We start from the raw sequence: 23,351 nt of genomic DNA, 5'->3' as shown, positions 1-23,351 counted from the left end.
GAGTTTATCAATTACCTATCGTCAAAGTTACCATTTATTATGTCGCGAAAAACAAAAAACCCAGCATAAGCTGGGTTTTTGAATTCTTGATAACGTAAATATTAACGTTTTGAGAACTGTGGACGCTTACGCGCTTTCTTAAGACCCACTTTCTTACGTTCAACTTTACGTGCATCACGAGTTACGAAACCTGCTTTACGAAGTTGTGGACGTAGTGACTCGTCAAACTCCATAAGTGCACGAGTAATACCGTGACGGATTGCACCAGCTTGACCAGTTGTACCACCACCAGAAACGGTGATGTGAAGATCAAACTTTTCAGTCATATCAACAAGCTCTAGAGCTTGATGAACAACCATACGTGCTGTTTCGCGACCAAAGTACTCTTCTAAAGAGCGCTTGTTGATTACGATGTTACCAGTACCTGGGCGTAAGAACACGCGAGCACTAGAACTTTTACGACGACCTGTACCGTAGTATTGATTTGCCATGATGGTGCTCCTTAAATGTCTAGAACCTGAGGCTGTTGTGCAGCATGGTTATGCTCAGTACCTGTGTAAACTTTAAGTTTACGGTACATAGCGCGGCCTAAAGGACCACGTGGCAACATGCCTTTAACAGCTTTTTCGATGATCATTTCAGGCTTTGCAGCTTGAAGTTTATCAAAAGTAGTAGACTTAAGACCACCTGGAAAACCAGAGTGTGAATAGTACACTTTGTTTTTGAATTTGTTACCAGTTACAGTAACTTTTTCAGCGTTGATAACGATGATATAATCACCAGTATCTACGTGCGGTGTATATTCAACTTTATGCTTACCGCGTAGGCGGAGAGCGATTTCAGTAGCGATGCGACCTAAAGTTTTACCTTCAGCGTCAACTACGTACCAGTCACGTTTTACTGTTTCTGGTTTAGCAACAAACGTTTTCATTTATAAAAATCCAATGTTTTTCAATTAAAACCACAAGTAGTTAATATTAACTACTGCTCTAAGTTTGCTATAACCCCTTCGAGTTTTAGACTTTTGCGCCGCTCACAAGTGGCTAGACTATATGAAGGCATAGAACGCAACGTGGCAGGAGCGGGAGTATATCAGCACTTTTATTGCATTACTACCGGCGGGTTGTTTTTTCCACAAATTTTTTAACTGCTAGGCACTTTATATTAAAAAGACCTTCGCTGTGTATTGGGCTCTAGCATTGAGCCCCTTTCTCAAAAGAGTAAATTAGCCCTAAGGCGCTAACTTTTACGCTAAATGCTCTTTCGCTAAATACTCTAGCGACTGCATTTCTTGTAAACGACTTATGCAGCGTTTAAACTCAAAGCTTAAATTACCTTGAGTATAGAGCTCTGTAATGGGTTTTTCTGCCGAAATTATTAAAGTCACGTGGCGTTCGTAAAATTCATCTACTAATGCAATAAAGCGTCTTGCTGCGTCGTCATTCACTTGCCCAAATTGTTTTACGTTAGACAAAATAACTGTGTTATATAAACGGCTAATTTCCATGTAATCTACTTGGCTACGCGCGGTTTCACATAATTCGCTAAACTCAAACATTACAACACAATCAGATACTTTACGGGTTTTAATCATGCGCCCTTCAATTTCAATGGCGGTATTAGATTTACCCTGTTCGTGTGATAACTTATCAAAGTATTCAAATAGATTTTTATCGGCTTGCTCATCGAGTGGGCTGTGAAATATCTCTGCCTGCTCTAAAGTTCTTAATCTGTAATCTATGCCCGAATCGACATTTACTATTTCTGTATTTGCATTAACAAGCGCAATCGCGGGCAAAAAGCGCGCGCGCTGTAAGCCATTTCGATACAACTCATCGGGAATAATATTCGACGTAGCAACTAACACTATGCCACGAGCAAACAGTGCTTCCATTAAGCCACCGAGTAACATAGCATCGGTAATGTCTTGAACGTAAAATTCATCAAAACAAATTATATCGGTTTCGGCTTTAAAAATATCAGCTACTATTTCTAGTGGGTTTTCTTTTTTATTTAATTTTTTAAGCTCGTCATGTACTCGGTGCATAAAGCGGTGAAAATGCACGCGCATTTTACGCTGCCCCGGTAGTGCTTCATAAAAGGTATCAACTAAATACGTTTTACCACGCCCTACTCCGCCCCAAAAATACAAACCTTTTATAGGTGCAGGCTCTGTTTTATTAAATAGCTTTGCAAAAAAACCGGTAGGTTGCGGTTTTGCTTGAGTTAAATCATCATATAAGCGCTGTAAATGACGTACAGCATTTTCTTGTGCTGCGTCGTATACAAAGTCATCACGCTTGAGGTCTTGCTGGTATGTTTGCCAAGGAGTCATATCTATTTACAGTTAAAACGCAGTTTAATTTACAAAGCATATTAACACGCATCATTAGTCAGGGTATATTAGACTTAGTTTGATTTAAGATATTCGTTAGTTATTTTCCCAAAGAGGTGATATTTATGGGTACATTTACATGGGTCGGTTTAGTTATTATTGTTGCTATAGCCGCATTTTTCATCGGTGCATTTGTCACTAAAAAACAGTTCAAGCATGATGAATTAGAAGAGCAGGTTGAACAAGCGAAAAATACGCTAGAGCAATATCGACAAGATGTAGCTGATCACTTAGCAAATACTGGTAAGTTAGTAACTAAAATGAAAGACAATTACGATCAGTTACTTAGCCATGTTGAAGAAACTAATCAGTTGTTACTAGAGGACAGAAATAAAGCACCTGCTGAACCTTTTTTCTCTAAAGAGATGACTGAGCAGTTACAAGCTTCACTTAAAGAGCGCCGCTCAGATCGCTCTAACGCCGATGCACAGCCGGCTGATTACGTATCGGGTGAGTCTGGTTTGTTTGCTGGCGAAGCAAAATCTTCAACAGCATCTTGATGAACTTTTTTTCAACCCCATAGTCTTTAGATATAACAGCTTTGTTGTTTTAAAGGGCCTGTTTTTCTTTCGAGGTTGAATTTGCAGCAGTATGTTTGATTTTTAGGCAAGGCAGAGCCTGTGCCATGTGGTTATTTCACATAAACAGGCGATAACGCAGCATAAATAACAAACATGCGCTGCCCTTGGGTTCGTCCTAGGGGGAATTTACTCATTGTTGCTCGGTTTTTACTTAGCCCACTAGGTTACAAATCTCGCGCCGCGATTAAATCCCCTCTAGATAGAACAAATTACAATCCTGAAAGGTCAACAGGCCCTAAATAAACCGAAAAGGGCTGCTTTTAAAGTAGCCCTTTTTGTTTTCGCTTATCCTAAGTGGAGTAAACCCTGACTATGAAAATGAAATTATCACTTATCAGCGCAGCTATTTTGTCTACTAGCCTATTATTGAGCCCGGTTACGTCTTACGCAAAAATGCCGATTGCAGTAAATGGCCAACAATTACCAACACTTGCGCCTATGTTAGAGCAAATAACCCCTGGTGTTGTCAGTATCCAGGTTTCGGGCTCAAAAGAAATACGTCGCCGCGCCGATCCGCTGGAGTTCTTTTTTGGTAACCCACAACCTCGCAGTCAAAAACGTCAATTTAGCGGGTTAGGCTCAGGGGTTATTATTGATGCTAAGAAAGGTTATGTGGTCACTAACAACCATGTGATCCAAGACGCCGAAAAAATGATAGTCACCCTTGAAGACGGCCGAGAGTTTGAGGCAACCAAAATTGGCACTGATAAAGAGTCTGATATCGCCTTATTACAAATAGATGCAGATGATTTAACCGCAGTAAAGCTAGCTAACTCTGATAATTTACGGGTGGGCGACTTTGCTGTTGCCATTGGTAACCCATTTGGTTTAAGCCATACGGTTACATCTGGCATAGTAAGCGCACTTGGTCGCAGTGGCTTAAATATTGAAGGTTACGAAGATTTCATTCAAACCGATGCCGCTATTAACCAAGGTAACTCTGGTGGTGCATTAGTTAATTTAAATGGCGAGCTAATTGGAATTAACACCGCAATTTTAGGCGCATCTGGCGGTAACGTAGGTATTGGCTTTGCTATTCCTTCTAATATGATGAAAAACTTAGTTGATCAAATTATTGAACACGGTGAAGTTCGCCGTGGCTCGCTAGGAATATCAGGTCGCCCTCTCGATGCTGGGCTTGCCAAAGCACAGCAGCTTGACGTAAAACAGGGCGCGTATGTTATGCAAGTAATGGATAACACTGCAGCCAGCAAAGCGGGCATACAAGCAGGCGATGTTATTATTAGCATTAATGGTAGTGATATTAGCGGCTTTCATGAATTACGCAGTAAAATAGCAACCTTAGGCGAAGGCCGAGACGTTAAATTAGGTATTTACCGCGATGGTAAGATAAAAACCGTTAAAGTAACCCTAGATGGCGCATCTGGTATTACCGCAACAGGCGAAGAATTACACCCTGCATTTCAAGGTGCCACATTAGAAAACGTTAAGAAAAATAACGCTAAGGGTATTGAAGTTAGTACGGTAGATCCGCGCTCTCCTGCAGCGCGTGTTGGTCTTGAAGAAGGTGATATTATTGTGCAAGTAAATCGCCAGCGCGTAGAAAGCATAAATGATATGAACCAGATCATTGAAAACATCAAAGGCAACATTGTATTAGGGGTAAAACGCGGTCGTGAGTCTATATTTGTACTCATTCAATAATTTATAACCGTTAAAATGCAATAAAAGTAACAGCGGCACTTGCCGCTGTTATTTTTTTTGGCCATCATAAAGAGATTGCTCACTAACAATAAGAATCTTGTGCTAAAAATCTTAAAATTTATACTCCCTCCTCTATTTGCAGGCCTAGGTATTGCTTTTTTAGTGGTTTTTTTTAGTCCTAATATGCGCACTGCATTGCTGCCTAATGTGCCACTGCCCAGTGCTATGAGTAGCAACCATTTAAGCTTTTCAGATGCGGTTAAGCGTGCGGCTCCTTCGGTAGTCACCGTTTTTTCAGAAAGTATTTCTAAAGAACCACGCTATAAACGACAAAACACCGTACAAGAACTAGGTTCGGGCGTGATCATGTCGCAAGATGGCTATATTCTTACCAATTATCATGTGATTAATAATGCCGACCAAATACTGGTTATATTAACCGATGGCCGACGCTTTTTTGATGTACAGCTTATTGGTTTTGATACTATTACTGACCTTGCGCTCTTAAAAATTAATGCCGATCACTTACCTGTTATTCCTGTTAACGATGACTACTCATCAAGTGTTGGCGACATTGTACTGGCCATTGGTAACCCTTTAAATTTAGGGCAAACCATTACCCAAGGTATTATTAGCGCCACCGGCAAACAAAAAATCACCGACAGTCCTTATAATAATTTATTGCAAATGGACGCAGCCATTAATGTAGGCAATTCGGGCGGTGCATTAGTTAATTCCAATGGTGATTTAGTCGGTATTACTTCTGCGCAATTTAAAACTCGCGAAAACTTAAACATACAGGGAATATTTTTTGCGGTTCCTTACTCTTTAGTAAAAGAGGTTATGGCAAAACTAATTCGCCATGGCCGAGTGGTTCGTGGCTACTTAGGCTTTGAGGGGACAGCTGTAGATAGCACAGGCAAAGAAGTAAACGACAGCCTAACGCCCGTGGCAGGTATGCGTATTACTAACTTAGACCCACTAGGCCCAGCTTGGCAGGCCGGTATTGAAGAGCAAGATATTGTAATTGAAATAGCAGGACTTTCGGTAGCAAACCCACAAAAAGTGTTAGAAAAAATAGGCAATACCGAACCCGGTAAAGAAATAGAATTTAAGCTGTACCGCAATGGTAAAATAGAAAAAATAATGGTGACGGTTGCAGAGCTTGAAACTAAGCTTTAATAAAAAGGCCGGATAGCAAATTAGCTTATCCGGCCTTTAAAAATACCTTAACTAACTAAATAGTTATTTAACTACTTCTACGTTTAATATTAGCACCTAACGCGCTGAGCTTATCTTCAATGCGCTCATAACCTCTATCAACATGATAAATACGATCAACTATCGTTTCACCTTGCGCCACTATACCGGTTAAAATTAAACTGGCTGATGCACGTAGGTCGGTTGCCATAACTTGGGCACCGCTAAGAGTTTTTGTATCACCACAAATAGCTGTGTTGCCTTCTAAGCGAATATTTGCGCCCATACGTTGTAGCTCAGGTACATGCATAAAGCGGTTTTCAAAAATAGTTTCGGTAATGGTGGCACTACCATTAGCCACTACATTTAATGCGGTAAACTGCGCCTGCATATCGGTAGGAAAACCAGGATGCGGAGCTGTTTTAATATTAACGGCTTTTAATTCTCTGCCGCGCATATCTAAATAAATGCTGTTGTCATGTACTTCTAACAATGCATTGGTTGCACGTAGCTTTTCAATTACCGGCTCAAGTGAATGAAAATCGGTCATCTTACACAGCACTTCGCCACCGGCCATAGCAGCAGCAACTAAAAAAGTACCTGTTTCAATACGATCTGGTAAAATACGGTGCTCACAACCCGCTAAACGCTCAACGCCTTCAATTTCAATACGGTTTGTACCCGCACCCGTAATTTTAGCGCCCATAGCAATTAAGCAATTAGCCAAGTCTGTTATTTCTGGCTCACAAGCTGCATTTTCAAGCACAGTTTTGCCATCGGCTAAGGTCGCGGCCATCAATAGGTTTTCAGTAGCGCCAACGCTAACCATCTCCATAAAGATTTCAGCGCCTTTTAAGCGACCATTTACTTTGGCATTAATATAGCCGTTTTCTACGTTGATTTGTGCGCCCATGCGCTCTAAACCTTGAATATGAATATCCACAGGTCGAGCCCCAATAGCGCAGCCACCAGGGAGTGACACTTGTGCTTCACCAAAACGCGCCACTAAAGGGCCGAGTGTCAGTACCGATGCACGCATTTGCTTAACTAGGTCATACGGAGCAAGTGTTTTATCCACTGTTGCGCCGTCAATCACAAGCGTGTCGCCTTGCCAATTAACACTCGCACCTAAGGTTTTTAATAACGCTTCGGTGGTAACTATGTCACGCAAGCGCGGTACATTAGTAAACGTACTTTTACCATCGGCTAATAATGCGGCAAATAAAATAGGAAGTGCCGCATTTTTAGCGCCAGAGATAGTAACTTCACCCGCAAGCGAAGTGCCACCTTGAATTACAAATTGATCCATGTAGGGGCCTTTTTTATTGCGGTAAAATAAATTTTTGTTCGCGTTTCCACTCTACAGGAGTAAAAGCGCGAATTGATACTGCGTGAATGGTGCCATCTGAAATAGTATTCATTAATGGTCCATAAACTAGCTGTTGCTTTTTCACTCGGCTTAAACCGTCAAAGCATTCGCCAACAGCTATTACTTCATAATGGCTACCATTGGCTTTAACATGTACTTCTGCTAATTGAAGTTCATCGCGTAATAATATTTCGACTTGGCTAGTTTCCATAACTCTCACTCAAATAGGGTTGTAACTTGACCCAATTGCATTAAATTTTGCAATTGTTCAGGTGGATTTTGCAACTCAAGGCGAATGCCTTGTTGCTTGTACTGCGCAAAAGTGTGAATTAACCAAGCTAAGCCTGCTGTGTCAACCCTAGATACGTCACTAAGGTCAAAGTAGCAGATTTTATGCTTGGTTATTGCCTGACTGCCCAGGCCTTTTTCATCGCCAATTGAACTTCGAGTAAGCTCACCACTGACTCGAAAATGTTGCTCATCAACTTGGCTTATCACCAACTTAGTCATTGGTGTCGCTGCCTCTAAACTGTACTGGCAGTTGGCTCTTTTGCTCTAAAAGGTTACTTACGTGGTCAATACCTTGTTGGCGTAACATGCCTTGTAGCTCACTTTGCTTTGCATCTAGTAAGCTAATACCTTCTGCAATCATATCGTAAGCACGCCATTCACCACTTCTGTCTTCACGTACTTTAAAGTCAATTTTAATATCGGGTTTACCCGCTTCAATGATCTTGGTTTTTACTACCACCACATCTTTACCTTTAAAAGGTTGTGGTGCGCCAAACTCGACTTGTTGGTTGGTGTATTGGGTAAAAACACCTGCATACGTTGCTACTAGGTACTCTCTAAATACCACAATAAAGCGCTGAATATCTTTAATTGCGCGCGCTTTTTCAGCTTCATCGGTTATTGCACGCACTTTTGATACTTCGCTGCCTAACACTCGCAGTGCCGCATATTTGTAGTCAATGTAGGGCATTAATTCTTCTTCAACAATGACACGTAAATGCTCATTATTTTTAATAATTAATGGCTGATCTTTTGTGATCCGCTCAAAGGTATTATCTGCCACTTGACGTACCATTTTGTTAGGATCTGTTAGTTTAACATCGGCAGCTTTAACTACCTGTGCAAACGTTAGGGTACTAAGCGCTGCAATAACTAAAAACTTTTTCAACATAATAATTACTCACTACCTTGGTTGAATAAAAACTGCCCAATTAACTCTTCTAGCACTAAGGCAGACTTAGTATCGGTAATAGATCCACCGTCACCTAGCGCTTTACTTTCTACGCCAAATAAATCATCAATTGCTTGATCTTGTTCGTTATGTACCACAGTTAAACCTAAACAACGCTGCTCTGCAGATTCTGGTGCAATAACAGGATTAATCCCTAAGTACTGCTCACCTAAAATGCCTGAGGTTAAAATAGAGATTGAGCTAGTGTCTGAAAAACGACATAAATACTGTGCATCAATGGTCATATTAACAACTGGTAAAAATTCTTGCGGATGAACATAAATAGATTCTACCCGACCAATAACCACACCGCCCACTTTAATGGGTGCACGGGGCTTTAATGAGCCTATGTTTTCAAATTTAGCATTAAGTGTGTATGTGTCACCTGAGCCACTAATACCAGTGTTGGCCACTTTAAGCGCAAGCATAGCAAATGCTAAAATGCCTAATGCGACAAAAAAACCAACTAAAATCTCTAATTTCCGTGAATTCATTATCTATACCCTACTAGTTGGTAAACATTACCGCTGTCAAAAGAAAGTCAAACCCTAACACTGCTAAAGATGAGTGCACCACGGTTTCTGTGGTTGCTTTACTGATCCCCTCAGAAGTTGGCACACAATCATATCCTTTATAAAGGGCGATCCAGGTCACTACAATAGCAAATACAACGCTTTTAATTATGCCATTGAGTATGTCTTGCTGAAACGAAACTTGTGATTGCATAATTGACCAAAAGCTTCCGGTATCAACGCCTAGCCAATCAACGCCGACTAAATGGGCACCAATAATAGCCACTGCCGAAAATATTAATGCTAACAACGGCATACTTATTAAACCAGCCCAAAAACGCGGTGCAATTATACGTTTCAATGGATCAATGGCCATCATTTCGAGTGATGACAATTGCTCGGTTGCTTTCATTAAGCCGATTTCAGCGGTGAGCGCACTGCCCGCCCGCCCAGCAAATAGCAATGCAGTAACCACAGGGCCTAGTTCTCTGAGCAAACTCAGCGCAACTAAAGGGCCTAAGCTATCCTCTGCACCATAACCAACCAACACTGTATAGCCTTGCAGCGCTAATACCATGCCAATAAACAACCCCGACACCACAATAATGAGCAACGATTGTGAGCCCACCATATAGAGCTGGCGAATGAGTAAGGGGGTGCCTTTTTTAAAGTTAGGTATGTGCACAAGTGCACCAAATAACATGTTCGCTGAGCGCCCTAGCGCTGCAAAACGACCTAGTGTTTTATGCCCTATTTTTTGCAGAAAATTCAACATCATTTATTCTCTCCAAGCAACTCATCTGCATATGTTTGTGCCGGAAAATGAAATGGCACAGGACCATCCGATAAGCCTTTTAAAAACTGCTGTACCAAAGGAGATTCATGTTGACGCATTTGTTCTGGCGATCCACTGCCAATAACACCTTGATCGGCAATTATTATAACGTGATCGGCAATGCTCATGACTTCGTTCACATCATGGGTCACGATTAAAGACGATAAACCAAGCACTTCATTGAGTGACTTTATAAGCTTTACCAGTACTCCCATAGAAATAGGGTCTTGGCCTGCAAATGGCTCATCATACATAATTAATTCAGGGTCAAGTGCTATAGAGCGGGCTAAAGCTGCACGGCGAGCCATACCACCTGACAACTCCGACGGCATTAAATCTTTAGCGCCTCGTAAACCCACAGCTTGTAACTTCATTAATACCACTAAGCGAATAAGGTCTTCACTTAGCTTAGTGTGCTCTCGAATCGGAAAAGCTATATTATCGAATACCGACATGTCAGTAAATAATGCACCACTTTGAAAAAGCATACTCATTTTGGTACGCGCTTCATATAGAGCTTTACGTGACATTTTTGGAATGCTACTGCCTTCAAATAAAATATCACCAGAGTCAGGCTTTAGCTGACCGCCAATTAAACGTAGCATGGTAGTTTTACCAATGCCGCTTGGCCCCATAATGGCAGTGATTTTACCTTTAGGAACACTAAAACTCATATTTTTATATATGATTCTATCGCCCCTTGAAAAGCAAACATCCTTGACTTCTACTATTGATTGCGACAAGTCGCTCTCCATAACAATATTCACTCGTATTCCTATTTTAAGGCTTTTTCGACCAAGATGGAAAAAACAATTCGTAAGATTTTGTAATGTAATTGCCAAAACAGTTATAAGGCTCGCTCAAACCACCTTAACCTTGGCTTAAACCTTTGCATAGCATACCCTAAATATTTATAAAATAAGTGATTAACCGCTCTCTTCGCCACTGTTTTATTTATACTTTCAGATTGGCTTTTGTTACTATTCGCGCAATATGTATTTTCAATAACTGGTTCAATACAATGGTTACCTCATTTGTTATTTTAATTTTTGGTCTTGCTGGCCTAGTTTGGAGCGCTGACAAGTTCGTTTATGGCGCCGCAGCACTGGCGAAAAACTTTGGTGTGCCTACTTTAATTGTAGGGTTAACCGTTGTTGCAATGGGTTCATCAGCGCCTGAAATGATGGTTTCGGCTTCTGCCGCTTTAGCCGGTAAAACCGATACTGCCATAGGCAATGCCGTTGGCTCAAACATAACCAATATTTTATTAGTACTGGGTATTACCGCTTTATTGCGCCCGTTGTCTGTTTCATCAAGCACCTTAAAACGTGAAATACCTTTGGTATTAATTATTTCGTTAGCTACTTGGTATATTTTTTCAGATAACTATTTTTCATACCCAGAAGCAATTGCCCTACTTATTGGTTTTGTTGTATTTATTTTTGGACTTATTATTATCTCCCTAAGAGCTAAAAATAATAACGATCCATTTGTAAACGAAGCCTGCGATGAAGTACCCGATAACGTTCCCACTAAAAAGGCAGTTTTTTGGCTCATTGTAGGCTTGATATTACTTCCTGTTAGTTCTCACTTTTTAGTTGGCTCAGCTGTCGACATTGCAAAATTCTTTGGCTTAAGTGACTTGGTAATTGGCTTAACTATTATTGCTATTGGCACCAGTTTACCAGAACTGGCAGCGTCTGTTGCAGGTGTGCTTAAAAATGAAGATGACCTAGCACTGGGTAATATTGTGGGCTCAAATATTTTTAATATTTTAGCCGTGTTACCACTTGCCGGTATTATCAATCCATCGATAATCGACCCTTCTATTGCTAATCGTGATGTACTGATTATGATTGCAGCAACCTTGGCACTTATTGTTATGTCATTGAACTTTAGAGGCGCACAGCGTATCAATAGAGTAGAAGGTGGTTTACTGCTAAGCGCATTTTTGATTTACCAAGGTTACATCTTTAGTCAAATAGGGTAAGAGTTGTCTATGACCAAGCTAAGTTTTATCGAGCAAGGGCTACGTGTTCTTGATATCGAGCGCCAAGCACTTTTTGATATAAAACAATATGTAGATGATAATTTTCATCAGGCATGTCAGCTTATGTATGACTGCAGTGGCCGTATTATAATTATTGGTATGGGTAAGTCGGGGCATATTGGCCATAAAATTGCGGCAACTTTAGCAAGCACTGGTAGCCCTGCTTTTTTTGTGCACCCAGGCGAAGCCAGCCACGGCGATTTGGGCATGATCACTAAAAACGATGTCGTTATGCTTATTTCTAACTCAGGCGAAACCAGTGAAGTACTTAATATTATTCCAGTGTTAAAACGCCTTGGTGCAAAAATTATTTCCATGACAGGAAATACACAATCAACCATGGCCACACTTGCTAACGTGCATGTATGCATTAAAGTAGAAAAAGAAGCCTGCTCATTAGGCTTAGCACCAACAGCCAGTACCACGGCAACACTCGCTATGGGCGATGCAATGGCGGTAGCACTGTTAGAAGCACGCGGATTTACTGCCGATGACTTTGCACTATCGCATCCCGGTGGCAGTTTAGGGAAGCGATTACTGCTCACCTTAAAAGATGTTATGCACAGCGGTGTAAATACGCCTATTATAACTACTTCGCAAACTATTAAAGATGCGCTGATTGAAATGACAGCTAAAGGCTTAGGTATGACCGCCATAGTTGACGATAATCAGCAACTCGCTGGGTTATTTACCGATGGTGATTTACGCCGTATTTTAGAGCAACGCGTTGATATTCATACCACGTCAATAGATGCAGTAATGACTAAATCGTGTACCACGGCAACCCAAGATATGCTTGCTGCGCAAGCGCTTAATATTATGGAACATAAACGCATTAATGGCTTAATTATTATTAATGAGCATAATCAGCCTATTGGGGCACTCAATATGCAAGACCTACTTAAAGCAGGAGTATTATAAATGCAATTTGAAGAACTCTATCAAGCGCTAAGTGATGACGCTAAAGCGCGCGCAAAAAAAGTAAAACTACTTATATGCGACATTGATGGCGTATTTTCTGATGGCCGAATTTATCTTGGCAACCAAGGTGAAGAGCTAAAAGCATTTAATACAAAAGATGGCTTTGGTATTAAAGCACTTATTAACAGCGGCTTTGAAGTAGCGGTTATTACCGGCAGGCACTCGCAAATAGTACAACAACGTATGACCAGCTTAACCGTGCAGCATATTTATCAAGGTCAAGAAAACAAGCTTATTGCCTACCAAGAACTTAAAAACAAGCTTAATTTGAGCGATGAGCAAATTGCTTATATTGGTGATGACGGCCCTGATATGCCTGTTATGGAGTTAGTTGGCTTTGCAGTCGCAGTAAACGACGCGCACCCACTAATTAAACGCTTAGCACATTACACTACGCAAATGCCGGGTGGTTTTGGTGCAGTAAGAGAGCTAACCGACTTACTTATGCTTGAAAACAATAAACCATTAACTAGCCAAGGCACCAGTTCATGAATATAGCGCGCATAGTCTTAAGCGTTTTATTCATCACCTGTATGGTTTGGCTTTGGTACCCTTATTTTACTCAGGTAAATACGGTTGCTAAAGCCGACTCAGAAGTAATAGCTAAACCCGATTACACCGCCATTGAGCTAAAACAAACAGCTTTTGACGAAAACGGTGAAATTAGCCATAAAGTAACTGCGGTTAAAACGGAGCTTTACGAGCAGCTAGGATTTACCTTATTCGAAAAACCTACTTTCATATTGTACGACGACAGACAAAAAACGTGGCGTATCAATGCTGATGAAGCAACACTTTACGATGAAAGACAATTAATTTTAGAGGGTAATGTAACTGCCCAAAACTTAATTGATGGCGCAATGATAGACAAAATTACCGCCGACAATATTCAAGTAGATATAATGCTACTCACTATGCGCAGCGAACAGCCCGTTATTATAACTGGACCGAATTTAAAGATCACCGGTAAAGGCCTTGAAGCCAATTTAACAACCGAGGTGATAAAACTAATTAACCATACGCGAACACTATATTATGACCAATAACCTTGCAAAAATACTTATTATTCCATCGCTTATACTTGTATTTAATAGTAATGCGGCAGAGCAAAGTACTTCCCCATTAGCTAATCAAATTTCTATTAGTGCTGACCGCCAAGAAGGCCAACTAAAAGAAAACGTTGGTATTTTTGAGAAAAACGTCGAGATAATTCACGGTAATCGTCGTATCACCGCCGATCGTTTAGAAGTACATAAGCGCGACGAACTTGGCGATAATAAACAACTATTAATTGCCACGGGCAGCCCTGCATATTTTGAAGAAAAGCAAGCAGATGGCACTGTCATGAGCGCCAGCGCTAACGAAGTACGTTACGATGTAGCGAAACGTTTTTTAACCCTGGTAGGAGATGCAAACATTTCTCAAGCTGGGCAAAAAATTACGGCTAAAAGCATCACCTATGATATAGAGCAACAGCTTATAAGTGCTGAAAAAGATGAAAACTCAACTGATCGGGTACACACTATTTTAGTGCCTGTAGACGTAAAAAAAGAACAAAAACTCAATAAAGGTCAGCCATGAGTACATTAAAAGCAGAGCTATTAGCAAAAAGCTATAAAGGCCGTGAAGTTGTTAAAAATGTAGGACTTGAAGTAAAAGCTGGCAGCATTGTTGGTTTACTTGGCCCAAATGGCGCAGGTAAAACCACTACCTTTTACATGATTGTAGGCTTAGTACCTAGCGACAAAGGTAAAATATTAATTGATGATAACGATATTACCTTACTTCCTATGCACAGCCGTGCTCGTTTAGGTATTGGTTATTTACCACAAGAATCTTCTATTTTTAGAAAGCTCACTGTGTATCAAAATTTAATGGCTATTTTAGAAACGCGTAAGCAACTAAATAAACAAGCCAGGGAAGAAACCCTAAATAGTTTATTGGACGAATTTAGCCTGCAACATATTCGCGACAGCTTAGGTATGGCGCTATCTGGTGGTGAACGTCGCCGCGTAGAAATAGCACGTGCTTTAGCTGCAGATCCTAAATTTATATTGCTTGATGAGCCCTTTGCTGGCGTGGATCCTATTTCAGTACTCGATATTAAAAAAATTATAGAACACCTTAAAAATCGTGGTATTGGCGTACTAATTACCGACCACAATGTAAGGGAAACCCTTGATGTTTGTGAAAAAGCCTACATTGTTTCTCATGGGGAGCTAATTGCATCTGGTACTCCTGAATTTGTATTAAACGATAAAACAGTACGTGATGTTTATTTAGGCGAGCAGTTCAAACTGTAATATTTATGTTATTACTATAAGCATCTGCTAAGATTAATCATATCAATTTATAAGGATTGTTAGAGATAAATGAGGCAATCATTACAGCTGCGCATGGGCCAGCAACTTACAATGACTCCGCAACTGCAACAGGCTATTCGCTTATTGCAGCTTAGTACCTTGGATCTCCAGCAAGAAATACAAGAAGCACTTGATAGCAACCCATTACTTGAAGTTGATGAACAAGATTACACGGAAGAATCAGCAGGTAAAAACGAGCAAAAAGCAGATGACATTACTGTTAGCGCCTCTGCTGACGACACCCCAAGCGAGTATGAGCAAGATAGCGGTGAAGCACTAAATAAAGACACCATAAGCGACGACATGGCCATGGATGTATCATGGGATGAATATATGAGCGCAGCGCCTGCCTCTTCATCAGGGCCAATGCCTGAAGATGAATCTATTTATCAAGGTGCATCAACCGAAACCCTGCATGAATACTTAATGTGGCAATTACAGCTCACCCCTTTTAGCCCTACCGACGAAGCTATTGCCATAGCTATCGTTGAAGCCGTAGATGACTCTGGTATTTTAACCCTCAGTTGCGAAGACCTTTTAGCAAGCTTTAACCAAGAAACTGACGACGAACACGAAGTAGAACTAGATGAAATAGAAGCAGTGCTAAAGCGCATTCAATTATTTGATCCTGTTGGTATTGCAGCTCGCAGCTTGCAAGAATGCTTATGCATTCAATTAAATCAATTTGATAAAGACACCCCTTATATTAACGAAACAAAAATGGTGTTAACTGATCATATCGATTTACTCGCTGCTCGCGACTATCGTACGTTAATGAAAAAAACTAAGCTCAAAGAAGAAGAGCTTAAAGAAATAATGACACTTATTCATACGCTTAATCCTAAGCCTGCGGATACTATTGTCAGAGAAGAGTCTGAATACGTTATACCTGACGTGTCTGTTAAAAAAATAAAAGGCCGCTGGGTGGTAGAGCTAAACCCTGATAGCATGCCAAAAATACGTGTTAACAGCCAATATGCGGCTATGTCTCGTACAGTAAAATCCAGCGGTGACAGCCAATTTATTCGCTCGCACTTACAAGAAGCTAAATGGTTTATTAAAAGCCTAGAAAGTAGAAACGAAACACTCCTGAAAGTAACTAATTGTATTGTTAAGCAGCAACAAGCGTTTTTTGAACATGGCCCAGAAGCCATGAAACCTATGGTATTAAACGATGTTGCCGAAATAGTTGAAATGCACGAGTCGACTATTTCACGGGTCACTACGCAAAAATATATGCACACTCCACGTGGCATTTTTGAGCTTAAGTACTTTTTTTCAAGCCATGTAAGCACCGAAAATGGTGGCGAATGTTCATCAACTGCCATACGTGCCCTGATTAAAAAGTTGATAGCTGCAGAAAACTTAGCCAAACCATTGAGTGATAGCAAGATTGCAGATATATTGGCTGAGCAAGGAATTAAAGTAGCTAGACGGACAATTGCAAAATATCGCGAATCTCTGGCTATTCCCCCGTCGAATCAACGTAAAAGCTTGATTTAAGACGTACAACAAAGAGGAAAATGCTGATGCAACTAAACTTAACTGGTCGTCATGTAGACATTACAGACTCATTAAGAGACTATGTAAATAATAAATTTGCAAAGCTGCAAAGACACTCAGATCACATAACTAATGTGCATGTTATTCTCGATGTAGAAAAATTAAGTCAAAAAGCTGAAGCAACAATTTTTGTAAGTGGCGCTGAGCTATTTGCATCGACCGAACACCAAGATATGTACGCTGCCATTGACTCGTTGATTGACAAACTCGATCGTCAAGTAATTAAACACAAAGAGAAGTTTGCTCGACACTAACACTATGAAATTAAGCTCACTTATATGCCAGGACTGCAGCAAAGCTGTGGTCCTTTTTAATAGTAAAAAAAGAATTTTAGAATTCATCAGTGAACTCGCGCATAAAAAAATGCCGTATTTACCTCAGCAAGATATTCTCACTGCTTTATTGGCAAGAGAAAAGCTAGGTAGTACCGGTATTGGCCGAGGAATAGCAATTCCACATGGCCGTATGAGCGGGGCACAAGAGCCTCTTGCCTTAATTTTAATAAGCGAAACCGCTATTAATTTTGATGCAATTGATAATCGTCCAGTTGATATTTTTGTTGCGCTTATAGTGCCCGATGGCGATAACCAGCAGCACTTGAAAACACTAGCCACAATAGCTGATAAACTAAACGATAAAGAGTTTTGTAAGCAATTGCGTGCGGCAAAGTCTGATGAAGCGTTATACCAAGTTATTTTGGATCAATCCTAGTTACTAATAAAGGGGTGGTAAATGGAATTAATTATTATAAGTGGCCGTTCAGGTTCTGGTAAGTCAGTTGCTTTACGTGTTGTAGAAGATTTAGGTTACTATTGTGTAGATAATATTCCGGTAAATTTGCTGCCTTCATTAGTGCGCAGTGTCTCTGATAACTACGATAAAATAGCCGTTAGTATAGACGTGCGTAACCTGCCTAAAGACCAGCAGCAGTTTAACGATATCCTTGAGTACTTGCCCGACTTTGCTAAACCAACGTTATTTTATTTAGATAGCGACGATCAAACGTTAATCCGCCGTTATTCAGAAACACGTCGTTTGCACCCGCTTTCGATTGATTCGCTACCGCTAGATTTAGCAATAAAAAAAGAAAAAGAATTACTCGATGTACTCGTAACGCGGGCTGATCATGTCATTGATACAACCGATTTAAGTGTGCATCAACTTGCTGAATCTATGCGTGAAACCATACTCGGTAAAAAAGACAAACAGCTTATCATTACCTTTGAGTCGTTTGGCTTTAAGCATGGTATTCCCAAAGGTGCTGATTATGTTTTTGATGCGCGTTTTTTACCAAACCCACACTGGGAACCGGAGCTCAAGCCTTTAACTGGATTAGATCAACCAGTAAAAGATTATTTAGCTAGTCATAGTATTGTGCAAAAATTCACTTGGCAAATTCAAACCTTTGTACAAACGTGGTTACCACACCTAGAGCGTAATAATCGCAGTTATTTAACCATTGCTATTGGTTGTACTGGTGGTCAGCACCGCTCAGTTTATTTAGCGCAAACAATTGGTGAAAGCTTTGCTATGTCTCACCCTAATGTAAAAATTCGCCATCGCGAGCAAGAAAAATAATTCAATTTAAATAATCATCTGTTCAGCTTAAGTAGAGTATCTTATGCGCTTAGAAAATACATTTTTAATAAAAAACAAGCTAGGCCTGCATGCTAGAGCTGCTACCGTATTAGCACAATTAGCGGTACAATTTGACGCATCTATTACCTTATTTCAAGATGAAAAAGAAGCCGCTGGCGATAGCGTACTGGCTTTAATGTTACTAGAAAGCAGCCAAGGTAAAGAAGTAAAAGTAGTGTGCGAAGGACCCGATGCAGAGCATGCTTTACATGCCGTTGGCCAATTAATAGCGCAGCGCTTTAACGAACAAGAATAGTAGGCACTTTATTTAAACCAAGTAAACGAGCTAAAATATAGGGTTAGTGAAACCTTAAGCTAGTTTGGCTAAAAAAAGTAAGATAAACTGAACGAAGTTAATGACTAACTTCTTCCCTAACGTTATAAAAATAAATTAAGGACGCCAATGCCCGAAACTTTCGAACAAGACTACCCACTACAACAATTACAACAAGTGACCAAGTCACTCAATAGTGGTCAGTTTGTTCAAGTTAGGCGCATGCTGGCAAAAACAGCTCCTTGTGATACCGCACTTTTACTAGAATCATCACCGCATAAAGTTCGTCGCCTGCTCTGGCAATTAGTTGATCCAGATGTACAAGGTGATGTTCTTGAAGAACTCTCTGAAGATGTACGTTTAGGCATTATTGCCCAAATGGAACCTAAGCACATTGCTGCTGCCACTGAAGACATGGGCCACGATGACTTAGGTGAAGTACTGCGAAGCCTGCCTGACACGGTTTATAAAGACGTGGTTAGCGCCATGGACATTCAAGATAGAGAACGTGCTACGCAAGCACTCTCCTATCAGGAACGCTCTGCTGGCGCGCTGATGAACACAGATACAGTAACCATTCGCCCTGATGTAACCCTAGATGTGGTACTGCGTTACATTCGTCTGCGCGGCGAACTCCCTGAGGGTACCGACGACCTTTACGTTGTCGATAAGCATAACTGTTTTTTAGGCGCTTTATCGTTAAGTACCTTACTAACCAATTCGCCCGAAAAAATTGTTCACGACCTAATGGATGAAGACTGTGAGTCTATTCCTATTTCGATGGATGAAAGCGAAGTGGCGCAGTTATTTGAACGTCATAACTGGATATCAGCCCCAGTAGTTGACGACAACGCCCAGCTACTTGGCCGTGTTACTATCGATGACATTGTTGATGTAATTCGTGAAGACGCAGAGCATCACTTATTAGGTTTAGCGGGTCTTGATGATGAAGAAGATACCTTTGCACCGGTTTTAAAAAGCTCAAAAAAACGCTCTGTTTGGCTAGGTGTTAACTTATTAACGGCTCTGGCAGCTGCTTTTGTTGCCAGCTTTTTTGAAGGCACTTTAGCAATACTGCCTATTTTAGCCGTGCTTAACGGCATTGTCCCCTCAATGGGTGGGGTGGCCGGTAGCCAGTCATTAACCTTGGTTATTCGTGGTATAGCAGTGGGCCATATTAACCAAACTAACCAACGTTTTGTAATGATAAAAGAGCTCGCCATTGGTGCATTAAACGGTATTTTATGGGCTGTTTTAATTGCCAGTGTTATAGCCCTATGGCAATGGGACTTAATGCTTGGCGCGGTACTGGCGTTTGCAATGTTTATGAACTTAGTTGTTGCGGGTGTGGCGGGTGCGTGTATTCCTATAATACTTAAACGTATGAAAATAGACCCTGCACTTGCTGGCAGTGTAATACTCACTACAGTAACCGATATAGTAGGTATATTTGCCTTTTTAGGCACCGCAACTTGGTTGCTGGTTTAATAAATAAACCAGCGCACATTACTGTGTAAATACGCGCTGGTTAAAAGTAACTTTTACGCAATATAATTTAACCAGCGTTCAGGTTATCAGGTTATCTAGTCTTCTTTATTGATTGTAGAGCCATCGACTCCTTCTTGCTTTGACGATTGTGTATTTACTTTATTACTTATTATTGCATCGAGGTTTTCGCCACCTTTAACCCCAAAATCTAAACTGCGTATTGGGAATGGAATACGAATATCAGCCTCATTTAGTGCTTGCTGTACTGCCACAACACCTTTGTGGCGTACTGTCATAAAGTCTGGCTCACCAGGGTATTTAATCCAAAACCACAATAATAAATTAATACTACTGTCGCCAAAACTCTCTGCGTATACGGCCGTTTCATCTTGGCGTATTACAAACTCAAATTGATTAATTTTATCCACAATAACGTTTGCGGCTTTTTCTATGTCTTCTGTTAATGAAATTCTTACCGGCACTTCTATGCGTCTAACGCCTAGCGTGCTGTAGTTTCGCAATACATTTCTAAATAGTATTTTATTAGGCACTAGTATTTGCTGCCCATAAAAGCTCTCTATTAGTGTATTACGCAGGTTTATTGAATGCACAGAGCCAAACACATCATCAGTTTTTATTACATCACCTGGTTTAAATGGCTTACGAATACCCATAGCAATACCTGCTATTAAGTTTTCGGTCATATCTTGAAATGCAAAACCAATCGCTAAACCAACAATACCGGCACCAGCTAGTAATGACGTTACCGTGCCTTTTAAGCCCATAAAATCCAGTGCTATAAACACTCCTACACTTAATATCAGCACTTTAAATATAGAAGCCATTAAATCAGCTATCTGTTTTGAATCGAGGGAGCGGCGTAATAAATTTTTCATTAAGTTACCGGCAAAGCGAGCCAGCATAGAAAATAGAATGACAATAATAACTGCCACAATAAAATTAGGAATATGGCTTATAACGACATCAAACCACCCTCCGAGCTTTTCTTCGATAAGTTTTTCGGCGTCGCTAATTGAGGGAATACTAAACATGTAACTTGCACCTATTGATTTATAATGTGATTAGAATCAATCTTGAATTCGCATATCAATTGCAAGTATAGCGCCAGTATTAAAAAAGCCATGCTGTGCATGGCTTTTATAGATTAGGTAAAGGTTTAAGTTTTAGCTTTGTTCATCGCGTAAAAATACTGGCTCAAGCTCTTTCACACTTGCTTCGGCGCTAAAGTAATAACCCGCTACTGTAAACTCTTTAAGCTGGCTTAGCTGAGTTACTTTATTTTCGATGAGGTAACGCGCCATCATGCCTCGTGCTTTTTTAGCGTAAAAACTAATTACTTTATATTGACCATTTTTACAGTCTTTAAAGTGTGGAGTAATTATTTGTGCATTAAGGGCTTTTTTATCAACCGCTTTAAAGTACTCGTTTGAAGCAAGGTTAACTAAGTATTGGGCGTCCTCGGCTTTTAATACCTCGTTAAGTTTATTGGCAATTACACTGCCCCAAAACTCATACAGGTTTTTACCACGGCTGTTTTCAAGCTTGGTGCCCATTTCAAGGCGATACGCTTGCATTAAATCTAGCGGCTTTAAAAGCCCATATAAGCCCGATAATATGCGTAGGTGGCTTTGTGCGTAATCAAGCTGATTAGCCGTTAGCGTGCTAGCATCTAAACCACCATATACATCGCCATTAAAGGCCAGTACCGCTTGTTTAGCGTTTTCTGTGGTAAATGGCTGTGCCCACTCACTAAAGCGAGCAGCGTTAAGCCCTGAGAGCTTATCGCTAATTTTCATCAGGCTGCCAATTTGCGCAGGTGTTAGTTCACGGCATACTTGCATCAGTGCTTCGCTGTGCTCAAGTAATTCCGGTTGAGTGAACTTATCGGTTGCAGGTGGCGTGGTGTAATCAAGATTTTTTGCAGGTGAAATAACAGTGATCATAGTTAGCTATTGACTTGTAATTTATTTAATGTCAATTTCAACATTAAATGAAACGAAAAGCACGTTTTGTTTAATATTAAACAGACTGATCCTACCTTAATAATTCATACATAACCGTTTTTATATTGATAAGGACATAAGACCTATCAAGCATTACTTCGCTGTTGCAGTATGGTGTAATATTAAAGTAGTTTAGATTTTCTTTTAACTTGCTTGGAATGAGGAAAGCAAATGACTAACGCGCTACAAAGGCTAAAACAACATTCATCAATCGTGGCCGACACGGGTGATATTGAAGCAATTAAAAAGCATCAACCAGAAGACGCAACGACCAATCCGTCATTGTTATTAAAAGCGAGCGAGATTGAAGCCTATAAGCCTTATTTAAATAAAGCATGGAGCTACGCCAAAGAAACCGAGCAAGATCCAGCGAAGCAACTAGCGCTAGCATGCGACTACTTTGCGGTATTATTAGGTAAAGAAATTAGCGCTATTGTACCTGGTTATATTTCTACTGAGGTAGATGCACGTCTTTCGTTTGATACCCAAGCAACTATTGATAAAGCGCACACGCTACTTAGTCTTTACGAAAAAGAAGGCGTAAGCAAAGATAAAATCTTAATTAAAGTAGCCTCTACTTGGGAAGGCATTAAAGCCGCTGAACAACTAGAAAAAGAAGGTACTAAATGTAACCTTACTTTATTGTTTAGTGATGCCCAAGCACGTGCTTGCGCCGATGCTAACGTATTTTTAATCTCGCCATTTGTTGGTCGTATTTTAGATTGGCACGTTGCTAACGGTATGGAAAAACCGACCGACCCACTGCAAGATCCTGGGGTACAATCGGTACGCAGCATTTTTGAATTTTATAAACGCCACGACTACAAAACGGTAGTTATGGGTGCAAGTTTTCGTAATACCGGCGAAATTATTGCCCTTACTGGTTGCGATAAGCTAACTATTAGCCCCAATCTTTTAGAAGAGTTGGGTAACCTTGAAGATGCACCAGAATACTTACTAGCAAAAGATGTTGCGCAGCAGCCAAAACCGGCACCGCTTAGCGAAGCTCAATTTCGTTGGTTGCATAACCAAGATGCTATGGCGACTGAAAAGTTAGCTGAAGGTATTCGCTCTTTTGCTGATGCTCAAGAACAATTAGAAGCACGCTTTAAAGCCATGTAATTGGCTCAAACGCTTGTATAAAAACGTCGCAGTTGCGACGTTTTTTTA

28 protein-coding genes are annotated in these 23,351 nt (G+C 40.5%); 16 read left to right on the top strand and 12 right to left on the bottom strand.

Translation table 11 applies throughout. The features are described from left to right. Positions 1-101 precede the first annotated feature (101 nt). From rpsI to zapE, 3 genes are all read right to left on the bottom strand, one after another. Positions 102-494 carry a 30S ribosomal protein S9 gene (gene rpsI, locus H5079_RS08950; RefSeq protein WP_086995409.1) on the bottom strand — a complete coding sequence of 131 codons (393 nt, stop codon included), beginning with the start codon at positions 492-494 and terminating at the stop codon, positions 102-104. 8 nt (positions 495-502) lie between these two features. Next, positions 503-931 (bottom strand): 50S ribosomal protein L13, encoded by a 429-nt coding sequence (gene rplM, locus H5079_RS08945; protein WP_011329180.1) that lies wholly within the window; start codon positions 929-931, stop codon positions 503-505. Positions 932-1,246: 315 nt separating this feature from the next. Further along, positions 1,247-2,335, bottom strand: coding sequence for a cell division protein ZapE (zapE, locus tag H5079_RS08940; RefSeq protein ID WP_011329182.1), 1,089 nt, complete (start codon positions 2,333-2,335; stop codon positions 1,247-1,249). Between the two features lie 125 nt (positions 2,336-2,460). Between zapE and H5079_RS08935 the strand changes: the two genes are divergently transcribed. The 3 genes from H5079_RS08935 to H5079_RS08925 all read left to right on the top strand — a co-directional run bounded on the left by H5079_RS08935 (position 2,461) and on the right by H5079_RS08925 (position 5,823). Beyond that, complete coding sequence (locus H5079_RS08935) at positions 2,461-2,895, top strand: YhcB family protein (protein ID WP_011329183.1); 435 nt, start codon at positions 2,461-2,463, stop codon at positions 2,893-2,895. A 393-nt stretch (positions 2,896-3,288) separates the two neighbouring features. After that, positions 3,289-4,641, top strand: coding sequence for a Do family serine endopeptidase (locus tag H5079_RS08930; protein ID WP_086995406.1), 1,353 nt, complete (start codon positions 3,289-3,291; stop codon positions 4,639-4,641). A gap of 99 nt (positions 4,642-4,740) precedes the next feature. Continuing rightward, positions 4,741-5,823 (top strand): trypsin-like peptidase domain-containing protein, encoded by a 1,083-nt coding sequence (locus tag H5079_RS08925; protein ID WP_182683926.1) that lies wholly within the window; start codon positions 4,741-4,743, stop codon positions 5,821-5,823. Positions 5,824-5,890: 67 nt separating this feature from the next. Here H5079_RS08925 and murA read toward each other — a convergent pair whose 3' ends face one another. The 7 genes from murA to H5079_RS08890 are packed head-to-tail and all read right to left on the bottom strand — an operon-like array spanning position 5,891 to position 10,555. Beyond that, entirely contained in the window at positions 5,891-7,150 is a 1,260-nt protein-coding gene (gene murA, locus H5079_RS08920; protein ID WP_011329186.1) for a UDP-N-acetylglucosamine 1-carboxyvinyltransferase, read from the bottom strand. A gap of 13 nt (positions 7,151-7,163) precedes the next feature. Further along, positions 7,164-7,421, bottom strand: a complete 258-nt coding sequence (locus H5079_RS08915) for a BolA family protein (protein WP_011329187.1) — start codon at positions 7,419-7,421, stop codon at positions 7,164-7,166. Positions 7,422-7,426: 5 nt separating this feature from the next. Beyond that, complete coding sequence (locus tag H5079_RS08910; protein ID WP_011329188.1) at positions 7,427-7,720, bottom strand: lipid asymmetry maintenance protein MlaB; 294 nt, start codon at positions 7,718-7,720, stop codon at positions 7,427-7,429. Continuing rightward, positions 7,713-8,393: a phospholipid-binding protein MlaC gene (locus tag H5079_RS08905; RefSeq protein WP_011329189.1), complete on the bottom strand. Its 681-nt coding sequence runs from the start codon at positions 8,391-8,393 to the stop codon at positions 7,713-7,715. The genes H5079_RS08910 and H5079_RS08905 overlap by 8 nt, the downstream gene beginning before the upstream one ends. 5 nt (positions 8,394-8,398) lie before the next feature. Further along, complete coding sequence (gene mlaD / locus H5079_RS08900) at positions 8,399-8,947, bottom strand: outer membrane lipid asymmetry maintenance protein MlaD (protein WP_011329190.1); 549 nt, start codon at positions 8,945-8,947, stop codon at positions 8,399-8,401. Positions 8,948-8,960: 13 nt separating this feature from the next. Beyond that, on the bottom strand, positions 8,961-9,740 hold the full coding sequence (gene mlaE / locus H5079_RS08895; RefSeq protein ID WP_041454775.1) for a lipid asymmetry maintenance ABC transporter permease subunit MlaE: 780 nt from the start codon (positions 9,738-9,740) through the stop codon (positions 8,961-8,963). Beyond that, the gene (locus H5079_RS08890) at positions 9,740-10,555 is read right to left on the bottom strand and encodes an ATP-binding cassette domain-containing protein (RefSeq protein ID WP_182683953.1); all 816 of its coding nucleotides are present in this window, start codon (positions 10,553-10,555) and stop codon (positions 9,740-9,742) included. The genes mlaE and H5079_RS08890 overlap by 1 nt, the downstream gene beginning before the upstream one ends. A gap of 266 nt (positions 10,556-10,821) precedes the next feature. Here H5079_RS08890 and H5079_RS08885 point away from each other — a divergent pair, with 266 nt between their 5' ends. The 12 genes from H5079_RS08885 (at position 10,822) to mgtE (ending at position 20,157) form a co-directional block, all read left to right on the top strand. Further along, positions 10,822-11,790, top strand: a complete 969-nt coding sequence (locus H5079_RS08885) for a calcium/sodium antiporter (protein WP_041454567.1) — start codon at positions 10,822-10,824, stop codon at positions 11,788-11,790. A 9-nt stretch (positions 11,791-11,799) separates the two neighbouring features. Next, positions 11,800-12,771 carry a KpsF/GutQ family sugar-phosphate isomerase gene (locus H5079_RS08880; RefSeq protein WP_011329194.1) on the top strand — a complete coding sequence of 324 codons (972 nt, stop codon included), beginning with the start codon at positions 11,800-11,802 and terminating at the stop codon, positions 12,769-12,771. Beyond that, positions 12,772-13,323: a 3-deoxy-manno-octulosonate-8-phosphatase KdsC gene (kdsC, locus tag H5079_RS08875; RefSeq protein ID WP_011329195.1), complete on the top strand. Its 552-nt coding sequence runs from the start codon at positions 12,772-12,774 to the stop codon at positions 13,321-13,323. Then, entirely contained in the window at positions 13,320-13,877 is a 558-nt protein-coding gene (lptC, locus tag H5079_RS08870) for an LPS export ABC transporter periplasmic protein LptC (RefSeq protein ID WP_089368740.1), read from the top strand. The genes kdsC and lptC overlap by 4 nt, the downstream gene beginning before the upstream one ends. Then, positions 13,867-14,412 (top strand): lipopolysaccharide transport periplasmic protein LptA, encoded by a 546-nt coding sequence (gene lptA / locus H5079_RS08865; RefSeq protein WP_011329197.1) that lies wholly within the window; start codon positions 13,867-13,869, stop codon positions 14,410-14,412. The genes lptC and lptA overlap by 11 nt, the downstream gene beginning before the upstream one ends. Further along, positions 14,409-15,134: an LPS export ABC transporter ATP-binding protein gene (lptB, locus tag H5079_RS08860; protein ID WP_011329198.1), complete on the top strand. Its 726-nt coding sequence runs from the start codon at positions 14,409-14,411 to the stop codon at positions 15,132-15,134. Before lptA ends, lptB begins: the two co-directional genes overlap by 4 nt. Before the next feature lie 69 nt (positions 15,135-15,203). Next, complete coding sequence (locus H5079_RS08855) at positions 15,204-16,697, top strand: RNA polymerase factor sigma-54 (RefSeq protein WP_041454568.1); 1,494 nt, start codon at positions 15,204-15,206, stop codon at positions 16,695-16,697. Between the two features lie 26 nt (positions 16,698-16,723). Continuing rightward, positions 16,724-17,011, top strand: coding sequence for a ribosome hibernation promoting factor (gene hpf, locus H5079_RS08850; protein WP_011329200.1), 288 nt, complete (start codon positions 16,724-16,726; stop codon positions 17,009-17,011). 4 nt (positions 17,012-17,015) lie between these two features. Next, complete coding sequence (ptsN, locus tag H5079_RS08845) at positions 17,016-17,468, top strand: PTS IIA-like nitrogen regulatory protein PtsN (RefSeq protein WP_041454569.1); 453 nt, start codon at positions 17,016-17,018, stop codon at positions 17,466-17,468. Positions 17,469-17,489: 21 nt separating this feature from the next. Next, positions 17,490-18,335, top strand: a complete 846-nt coding sequence (gene rapZ / locus H5079_RS08840; protein ID WP_011329202.1) for an RNase adapter RapZ — start codon at positions 17,490-17,492, stop codon at positions 18,333-18,335. Positions 18,336-18,378: 43 nt separating this feature from the next. Then, the gene (locus tag H5079_RS08835; protein WP_011329203.1) at positions 18,379-18,651 is read left to right on the top strand and encodes an HPr family phosphocarrier protein; all 273 of its coding nucleotides are present in this window, start codon (positions 18,379-18,381) and stop codon (positions 18,649-18,651) included. A 147-nt stretch (positions 18,652-18,798) separates the two neighbouring features. Beyond that, positions 18,799-20,157 (top strand): magnesium transporter, encoded by a 1,359-nt coding sequence (gene mgtE / locus H5079_RS08830; RefSeq protein WP_011329204.1) that lies wholly within the window; start codon positions 18,799-18,801, stop codon positions 20,155-20,157. Between the two features lie 95 nt (positions 20,158-20,252). On the opposite strand, the gene H5079_RS08825 is transcribed toward mgtE, so the two are convergent. Both H5079_RS08825 and yaaA read right to left on the bottom strand, forming a co-directional pair. Then, a complete protein-coding gene (locus H5079_RS08825; RefSeq protein WP_179806969.1) occupies positions 20,253-21,209 on the bottom strand; it encodes a mechanosensitive ion channel family protein in 957 nt (318 codons plus the stop codon). Positions 21,210-21,341: 132 nt separating this feature from the next. Beyond that, positions 21,342-22,121 carry a peroxide stress protein YaaA gene (gene yaaA / locus H5079_RS08820; RefSeq protein WP_011329206.1) on the bottom strand — a complete coding sequence of 260 codons (780 nt, stop codon included), beginning with the start codon at positions 22,119-22,121 and terminating at the stop codon, positions 21,342-21,344. Positions 22,122-22,352: 231 nt separating this feature from the next. On the opposite strand from yaaA, the gene tal reads away from it, so the two are divergent. After that, complete coding sequence (gene tal / locus H5079_RS08815) at positions 22,353-23,303, top strand: transaldolase (RefSeq protein WP_089368743.1); 951 nt, start codon at positions 22,353-22,355, stop codon at positions 23,301-23,303. The last annotated feature ends 48 nt before the right edge of the window (positions 23,304-23,351 follow it).

Source organism: Pseudoalteromonas sp. SG44-5 (assembly GCF_014164175.1).
Lineage (GTDB): Bacteria > Pseudomonadota > Gammaproteobacteria > Enterobacterales > Alteromonadaceae > Pseudoalteromonas > Pseudoalteromonas nigrifaciens.
This window is presented reverse-complemented; position numbering and strand designations above follow the sequence as displayed.

What these genes read in the sequence shown, in the direction of transcription:
- mgtE (WP_011329204.1), top strand. Translation starts at nt 18,799, where the DNA reads ATGCCCGAAACTTTCGAACAAGACTACCCACTACAACAATTACAACAA.
- ptsN (WP_041454569.1), top strand. Translation starts at nt 17,016, where the DNA reads ATGAAATTAAGCTCACTTATATGCCAGGACTGCAGCAAAGCTGTGGTC.
- lptB (WP_011329198.1), top strand. Translation starts at nt 14,409, where the DNA reads ATGAGTACATTAAAAGCAGAGCTATTAGCAAAAAGCTATAAAGGCCGT.
- mlaD (WP_011329190.1), bottom strand. Translation starts at nt 8,947, where the DNA reads ATGAATTCACGGAAATTAGAGATTTTAGTTGGTTTTTTTGTCGCATTA.
- H5079_RS08880 (WP_011329194.1), top strand. Translation starts at nt 11,800, where the DNA reads ATGACCAAGCTAAGTTTTATCGAGCAAGGGCTACGTGTTCTTGATATC.
- H5079_RS08855 (WP_041454568.1), top strand. Translation starts at nt 15,204, where the DNA reads ATGAGGCAATCATTACAGCTGCGCATGGGCCAGCAACTTACAATGACT.
- rplM (WP_011329180.1), bottom strand. Translation starts at nt 931, where the DNA reads ATGAAAACGTTTGTTGCTAAACCAGAAACAGTAAAACGTGACTGGTAC.
- H5079_RS08835 (WP_011329203.1), top strand. Translation starts at nt 18,379, where the DNA reads ATGCGCTTAGAAAATACATTTTTAATAAAAAACAAGCTAGGCCTGCAT.
- H5079_RS08890 (WP_182683953.1), bottom strand. Translation starts at nt 10,555, where the DNA reads ATGGAGAGCGACTTGTCGCAATCAATAGTAGAAGTCAAGGATGTTTGC.
- tal (WP_089368743.1), top strand. Translation starts at nt 22,353, where the DNA reads ATGACTAACGCGCTACAAAGGCTAAAACAACATTCATCAATCGTGGCC.
- kdsC (WP_011329195.1), top strand. Translation starts at nt 12,772, where the DNA reads ATGCAATTTGAAGAACTCTATCAAGCGCTAAGTGATGACGCTAAAGCG.
- zapE (WP_011329182.1), bottom strand. Translation starts at nt 2,335, where the DNA reads ATGACTCCTTGGCAAACATACCAGCAAGACCTCAAGCGTGATGACTTT.
- H5079_RS08935 (WP_011329183.1), top strand. Translation starts at nt 2,461, where the DNA reads ATGGGTACATTTACATGGGTCGGTTTAGTTATTATTGTTGCTATAGCC.
- hpf (WP_011329200.1), top strand. Translation starts at nt 16,724, where the DNA reads ATGCAACTAAACTTAACTGGTCGTCATGTAGACATTACAGACTCATTA.
- H5079_RS08905 (WP_011329189.1), bottom strand. Translation starts at nt 8,393, where the DNA reads ATGTTGAAAAAGTTTTTAGTTATTGCAGCGCTTAGTACCCTAACGTTT.
- lptC (WP_089368740.1), top strand. Translation starts at nt 13,320, where the DNA reads ATGAATATAGCGCGCATAGTCTTAAGCGTTTTATTCATCACCTGTATG.
- H5079_RS08910 (WP_011329188.1), bottom strand. Translation starts at nt 7,720, where the DNA reads ATGACTAAGTTGGTGATAAGCCAAGTTGATGAGCAACATTTTCGAGTC.
- H5079_RS08915 (WP_011329187.1), bottom strand. Translation starts at nt 7,421, where the DNA reads ATGGAAACTAGCCAAGTCGAAATATTATTACGCGATGAACTTCAATTA.
- H5079_RS08930 (WP_086995406.1), top strand. Translation starts at nt 3,289, where the DNA reads ATGAAAATGAAATTATCACTTATCAGCGCAGCTATTTTGTCTACTAGC.
- lptA (WP_011329197.1), top strand. Translation starts at nt 13,867, where the DNA reads ATGACCAATAACCTTGCAAAAATACTTATTATTCCATCGCTTATACTT.
- rapZ (WP_011329202.1), top strand. Translation starts at nt 17,490, where the DNA reads ATGGAATTAATTATTATAAGTGGCCGTTCAGGTTCTGGTAAGTCAGTT.
- H5079_RS08885 (WP_041454567.1), top strand. Translation starts at nt 10,822, where the DNA reads ATGGTTACCTCATTTGTTATTTTAATTTTTGGTCTTGCTGGCCTAGTT.
- murA (WP_011329186.1), bottom strand. Translation starts at nt 7,150, where the DNA reads ATGGATCAATTTGTAATTCAAGGTGGCACTTCGCTTGCGGGTGAAGTT.
- mlaE (WP_041454775.1), bottom strand. Translation starts at nt 9,740, where the DNA reads ATGTTGAATTTTCTGCAAAAAATAGGGCATAAAACACTAGGTCGTTTT.
- yaaA (WP_011329206.1), bottom strand. Translation starts at nt 22,121, where the DNA reads ATGATCACTGTTATTTCACCTGCAAAAAATCTTGATTACACCACGCCA.
- H5079_RS08825 (WP_179806969.1), bottom strand. Translation starts at nt 21,209, where the DNA reads ATGTTTAGTATTCCCTCAATTAGCGACGCCGAAAAACTTATCGAAGAA.